The sequence below is a fragment of the Neisseria sp. HMSC073G10 genome (genome assembly GCF_001812605.1).
GTDB lineage: Bacteria > Pseudomonadota > Gammaproteobacteria > Burkholderiales > Neisseriaceae > Neisseria > Neisseria subflava_A.
The window spans coordinates 1-6,601 of record NZ_KV809521.1 but is presented as its reverse complement, the minus strand read 5'-3'; the positions used below and the strand labels follow the sequence as shown (position 1 = coordinate 6,601).

General features: G+C 46.2%; 4 protein-coding genes. 3 read left to right on the top strand and 1 reads right to left on the bottom strand.

Going from position 1 to position 6,601, the window contains the following annotated elements; translation table 11 throughout:
* Positions 1–819, top strand: an 819-nt coding sequence (locus tag HMPREF2865_RS11980) for a YadA family autotransporter adhesin (RefSeq protein ID WP_210388918.1), incomplete at its 5' end; no start/stop codon positions are given.
* Positions 820–1,057: 238 nt separating this feature from the next.
* On the opposite strand, the gene dusA is transcribed toward HMPREF2865_RS11980, so the two are convergent.
* Positions 1,058–2,068 carry a tRNA dihydrouridine(20/20a) synthase DusA gene (gene dusA, locus HMPREF2865_RS05790; protein WP_210399354.1) on the bottom strand — a complete coding sequence of 337 codons (1,011 nt, stop codon included), beginning with the start codon at positions 2,066–2,068 and terminating at the stop codon, positions 1,058–1,060.
* A gap of 210 nt (positions 2,069–2,278) precedes the next feature.
* Here dusA and HMPREF2865_RS05785 point away from each other — a divergent pair, with 210 nt between their 5' ends.
* Together HMPREF2865_RS05785 and HMPREF2865_RS11975 are read left to right on the top strand one after the other, a co-directional pair.
* Positions 2,279–2,899, top strand: coding sequence for an L-threonylcarbamoyladenylate synthase (locus HMPREF2865_RS05785; RefSeq protein WP_003748466.1), 621 nt, complete (start codon positions 2,279–2,281; stop codon positions 2,897–2,899).
* Positions 2,900–3,459: 560 nt separating this feature from the next.
* The coding region (locus HMPREF2865_RS11975; protein ID WP_283120646.1) for an ESPR-type extended signal peptide-containing protein at positions 3,460–6,601 on the top strand (3,142 nt) is incomplete at its 3' end.

Below are 6,601 nucleotides of genomic sequence, written 5' to 3'. Positions count from 1 at the left end.
GATGGTACAGCTGCAGCTAAAGGTGATACCGGTGACAACGGTAAGTCTGCTGAAGGTAAAGTTGAGCGTGATGAAGCTAAAGGTACTTCTACCATCACTATCAACAACTTCGATAAAGACGGTAAAGTCATCTCTACTTCTACTGCAACCGTGAAAGACGGTAAAGATGGTAAAGACGGTAAAGATGCTGATGGCACCTTCGGTCTGGTTGATGAGACTGGTACTACTGACGGCTCTATCTCCAAACCTCTGAATAACACTATTCAGATTAAAGGTGATGCGGGTACTAAAGTTCAAGTATTCGACAAAGCAACCGGTAAGACTTCAGAGAAAGAAGTTCAAAACATCTTCGTTAAGAAAGACGGCGATGCGCTGAAAGTCAGCATGAACCCTGATCTGACCGTTAACAGTGTTACTACTAACGAACTGAAAGCAGGTCCTGTAACCATCAACCAAGGTGGTATCGATGCCGGCAACACTACTATCCAAAATGTTGCTCCAGGTAAGAAAGGTACCGATGCGGTTAACGTTGACCAGCTGAACCAAAAATTCGGCGATGTGAACAGCAATGTGAACAAGGTTGACAACAACGCCCGCGCAGGTGTGGCTCAAGCTCTGGCTACTGCCGGTCTGCCACAAGCTTACTTGCCAGGTAAGAGCATGCTGGCTATCGGTGGCGGTCACTACCGCGGTGAAACCGGTTACGCTGTCGGCTTCTCTAGCATCTCCGATGGTGGTAACTGGATCATCAAAGGTACTGCTTCCGGCAACTCACGTGGTCACTTCGGTGCTACCGCAGCAGTTGGTTACCAATGGTAATCTGACTTTCAGACGGCCTGAAAAGGCCGTCTGAAAAGACGAAGCAAAGTAAATGCGGCCTAATTTAGGCCGCATTTTTTTATGCTTAGATTATGTTTTGGGTTTATTCGATGAATTAATCATCATAGTAGCCAAAGAGAAATGAAAATATCTTTAGCAGTCTGTTGCAATTTAAAAGGCCGTCTGAAACATTATTTGATGTTTCAGACGGCCTTTCATTTATTCGCACGATATGGCATTAGTCCCAAATATTTGCGCGTTCGACTTCTTTCCATGCGTCTAGAATCAGGCTGCCGTCGTTGTCTTTCAGCAAAGCGGCATCTGAGAGCATACGGCGCCAAGTGCGGGCATTTTTTAGGCCGTGCATCAAGCCCAGTGCATGGCGGACGATGTGGCGTAGGATGGTGCCGCGCCCTGAGGCGATTTGTTCGCGGCTGTATGCGTATAGCCAAGCTGCTAAATCTGCGTATTGGATTGGTTCGTGTGCGTCGTTATAAAACAGCGCATCCCAATCGCGCATCAGCATTGGATTGTGATAAGCCTCGCGCCCGATCATGACACCATCGACAAATTTCAGATGTTCGGCGATTTCTTCGTTGTTGGTGATGCCGCCGTTAATTAAAATTTCCAAGTCGGGGAACTCTTGTTTCAAGCGGTAGACGTATTCATATTTGAGTGGCGGGACTTCGCGGTTTTCTTTCGGGGATAAACCATCCAGCCAAGCATTGCGTGCATGGACGATAAATGTGCGGCAGGATGTTTTTTCGCGAAGTGTTCCTACAAAATCTGCTACGACTTGATATTCTGTTTGTCTGTCTACGCCGATGCGGTGTTTGACCGTTACCGGAATTTCAACTGCATCCTGCATTGCGTTCAAACAATCTGCCACCAAATTTACATCATTCATCAGGCAAGCGCCGAAAGCGCCTTTTTGAACGCGTGGGCTGGGGCAGCCGCAATTTAGGTTGACTTCATTATAGCCATACGCTTCAGCCGCTTTGGTAGCGATTGCCAAGTCATGCGGATCTGAGCCGCCAAGCTGTAAAGCTACCGGTTGCTCGCCTTCGTTGAAACTCAAAAAGCGGTCTTTATCTCCGTAAACCACTGCGCCTGAATTGACCATTTCGCTATAAAGCCAAGCATTGCGTGTAATTTGTCGCGCCATAAAGCGATAGTGTCTGTCTGTCCAATCGAGCATGGGTGCAATAGACAAGCGGCGGGAAGGTAGGGAAGAAGCAGACATTGAGATGACTTTCAAACAAAATAACGCATTATATAGTGTATTAAATTGACTTTCGATATCGGCCGGTAAATCAAAATTATATATAAGGTATCGCTGGGTCAGCCGTGTTGTAGCTAAGGCTAAATCCATTCATGGTGGCGGAAATCCAATATTCAGACGGCCAAATAAGTTTTAAAATGTCAAACAACAAACCATTAGAATGATAAGGAAAAAAACATGGCACAATTTTTCGCCATCCATCCCGATAATCCCCAAGACCGCCTCATCAAGCAAGCCGCCGATATTGTCCGCAGTGGCGGCGTTATCGTTTACCCTACGGATTCCTGCTATGCGCTGGGTTGCAAACTCGGCGACAAAACCGCGATGGAGCGCATTCTCACGATTCGCAAAATCGATCAAAAACACCATCTGACCCTGATGTGTGCCGATTTGAGCGAATTGGGTACTTATGCCAAAGTAGATAATGCCCAATTCCGCCAGCTTAAAGCAGCTACGCCCGGCAGCTACACCTTTATCTTGCAGGCAACCAAAGAAGTACCCAATCGCACGCTTCATCCCAAGCGCAAAACCATCGGCCTGCGTGTTCCCGATAACGCTACTGCCTTGGCGCTTTTGCAAGAGTTGGGCGAACCTATTTTAAGTTGCACCCTCATGCTGCCCGAAGACGAAGAGCCATTGACCGATCCATACGAAATCCGAGACCGTCTTGAGCATGCTGTTGATTTGGTTATTGATGGCGGCTGGTGCGGTACTGAGCCGACGACGGTTATCGATATGACCGATGGTACCGAGCTGATTCGTCAAGGCAAGGGCGATATTGCCGTATTCGGTTTGTAAAACCATCCGCATTTGTATAAGTAGGGATATACGTATTCTTTCTATGACGTATTAAAAGCATATTGCCAATTTTATTGATAGCTTAAAAACCAAATTATTCAATGTAAGTAGTTGTTCAATATCATTTCATTAAAGGCCGTCTGAAACATTTTAGACGGCCTTTTTCTTTCGTTTTTTAATAAATAATATTTTAAATAATTGGCATATGAGTTGCATGGTTACTGTGTTTGCTTGTGACTTGTCAATGGAATGCAACACACCGCTTATTAATAGAAACATGGCTGAAACCCTTTTGATAATTGGTTTTTTTGGTAGAAAGCCGTGATTTTATTTAGAAATTAAAGATAATCGGTTGATATTTCTGACTAGCGGATATTTAGTAAGTATGAAATACTATTTCACTTCGAGATAGTAAAAGACCTAAATTTCGTCTTAAAGTGACAATAAACGTCAGCTCGAAGCAAGCATTTTGCAGGGAAATCCTCCGCAATAGATTTTTTAAAGTAGCGTCATGCTCACGCCTACGCTTTTACCCATCATAAAAAGAGAAAGACACACTAATGAATAAGATATTTAAAGTCGTTTGGAACCGTACGATTCAATCTTTCGTTGTAACGTCCGAATTGGCCAAAGGCCGTGTGAAATCGTCTGCAGAACAAAACAGTACAGATGTATCTGCCGAATCCGGTAAAAATGGTATCGCGACAGTTTTCAGATTGACAGTGATTTCGGCAGCTCTTTTGGGTGCAGGTAATTCGTATGCGGCAACTGCGGGACGTGGGCTAATTGCGGTTGATCCTCCAACCAGTGCTACTGCGGTCAGCGGTGCAACAGCGACCGGTATTGGTGCTCTGTCAGTAGGAGCATCAGCCAATGCCACGGCTAATGGTGCAGTTGCGGTAGGTACGAGTGCAAATGCAACACATAATAACAGTCTTGCTGTTGGTACAAATGCCAAGGCTACTCAAAATCATGCTGTTGCGATGGGTGCAGATACAAGTGCAAGTAGTTCACATGCAACAGCGATAGGTAAAAGTGCTAATGCTGTTTCTACAGATTCAACAGCATTGGGTGCAGATTCCAAAGCAAATGGTACGCAAGCGACAGCGGTAGGTAAGAATGCTCTTGCCGATAATACGAGCACAACAGCATTGGGTAATTCGGCGCAAGCATTTGGTATAGGCTCAATGGCTTTGGGCAAATCCAGCACGTCAAGAGGTCAAGACGGCATTGCAATTGGCAGCGGCAGTCAGGCTGCAGCCAATGCGCAAAATGCCATTGCGATCGGTACCAATGCAGTGGGTTATCAAAGTGAGTCTATCGCTATAGGTAATTCAACCCAAGCTCAAACTGGAAATACCATTGCCATCGGTAAAAGTGCAGTGGCAAATTCTCCAAGTTCGGGTAGTGCGCCATCAAGTGCTATTGCACTTGGTACAGACGCGAATGCAACCGGCCTTGGTACGATTGCTATTGGACGTGCATCTGGGGTTCTTTCCCAAAACATTATGCACCCGGGTTTAACTCACAATAATATTGCTATTGGTAATACGGCTCGAGTAGGCGATTCAAGTAGTCCTAAGATAACTCAGGCTATTGCTATTGGTTCAGGTAACCGTGTCGATGCACAGGGCAGACCTGAGGGCGCGTGGGCAAAGGGTGACCAATCTATTGCGGTTGGTGGTAATGTTGTAGCTGAGGGTAATTCATCTATCTCGGTGGGTGGTGATGACCTTGATAGTGTTGGTGGTACCCAATATTCAGGCAGCGCAACGGACAAATTCATCAAATACAATGCCCAAGGTGCGAAAGTTGGTGAATATGCGCTACGTGGTAAAAATCTGCGGGATATCTATAAAGAAATGACCGGAGATACAATGAATAGCGGGGTTTATGGTAATACCATTGCCGGTCAAGGTTCTGTTGCATTAGGTGTGCAGTCTAATTCATCTGCCGATTTGTCTCTGGCTATTGGTACTAAATCTCAAGCCACTGCCTTTGGTGGTGTAGCTTTGGGTACAGGTGCAAAAGCAACTTTGCTGAACTCTGTGGCTTTGGGTACGGCTTCTAAAACCGATAAAGAAGGTCGGGCATACGTTCAACGCGAAATTATGGGTGTAACCTACACTTGGGCAGGCGGTCAAACTACCGATGCCGGTGATGTTGTGTCTGTCGGTTCTCAAGGTTACGAACGCCAAATCATTAATGTATCCCCTGGCGATATTTCCGCTACCTCTACTGATGCAATCAACGGCTCACAGCTTTATGGCGTATTGAATGCGCTTGAACGCGTTCGTTATTTTTCTGTTAAGTCAGAAGAAGGCAAAACTGACGGTACGAAAAACTGGAACAATGACGGTGCAAAAGCAACCAATTCGATTGCCATCGGACCGAATGCGGCAACAAGCACTGGTGCGACGGGTAGTGTTTCTTTAGGTCATAATGCCAACGTACTTGGTTCGTCTTCTGTTGCCGTTGGCCCAAATGCAACTGTAACTTCAGGAACTGTGGGTGCCGTGGCTTTAGGCTCTAATGCCAATTCCCGCGGTACAGGCTCTATTGCCATAGGTTTGAACACAGAAAATGATCGCAATTACTCTATAGTCGTCGGTGCACACAGTAGAGCCAACTACGAAAATGCAACCGTTGTCGGTGCAAGGGCAGCGGCACAAAATAACGGTACGGCAATGGGCTATTTGTCAAATGCAGTTGGAGATGATTCTGTTGCAATTGGTCATCAGGCGCAGACAACGCAAGCTTATTCTATCGCCATTGGTAAGCAGGCAAACAGTTCAGGCCTTTATTCCACCGCTATTGGTTCCTCAGCCCAAGCTGCCGGGCAGAATAGTTTTGCCGGCGGTAATAATGCAAAAGCGACTGGAAGCGATTCAGTTGCGTTGGGTAATGGTGCGACGACTACGGTTGGTAGCTCTGTTGCATTGGGCAATGGTGCTGTTGGCACTGCCAATAATTTTGATGCAACAGCTAAAAATGCAACATTCAAAAACGATAGCGGCGCTGCGACCAATGTCAGCTATTCAGCTTCTTCATCTGCTAAAACAGGCGCGGTTTCTGTAGGCAGCGCAGGCAATGAACGCCAAATTCACAATGTTGCCGCAGGCCGTATTTCCGCCACTTCAACCGATGCAGTTAATGGTAGCCAACTGTACACAGTGATGAACAATGTTGGACACAATATCCAACAAAACGGTACAGACAAATCCCGTATCAATAACAACGGTACAGTCAACTACGCTAATGGCAACTTGACGACCGTTGCAGTTGCCGATGGCGAGAATGCATCAAAAGTCCAAATCAACGTCACTCAAGGCACATTGTCTGTCAATAATAATGGCACAGTTTCCGCACCGACTGCCGGTGTGGCGACTGCCGGCGATGTAGCCAATGCCATCAATAATGCCAAAACCACAACCAAGGTGGAGGCAGGCAATAACGCGCACGTTAATAAAACAATTTCAGGCAAAGAAACCACTTATACCGTCAGCGCAGATAAAGCAACGGTACAAGTTTCCAATGCTTTGAATTTGAACTCTAATACCACAACTGCAGCCGATGGTGCCGTCACAACTAATTACAGTATCGATCTCGCTCAAAGCACTAAAGATAACATCCAAAAAGGCGTAGATGCCAAAACCACCGTTGACAGCAAAGGCCTGACCTTCAACGGCGACAGCGGCAGCA

Bases quoted from the DNA above. Each gene is read 5' to 3' on its own strand.
- HMPREF2865_RS05785 (WP_003748466.1), top strand. From the start codon at position 2,279: ATGGCACAATTTTTCGCCATCCATCCCGATAATCCCCAAGACCGCCTC.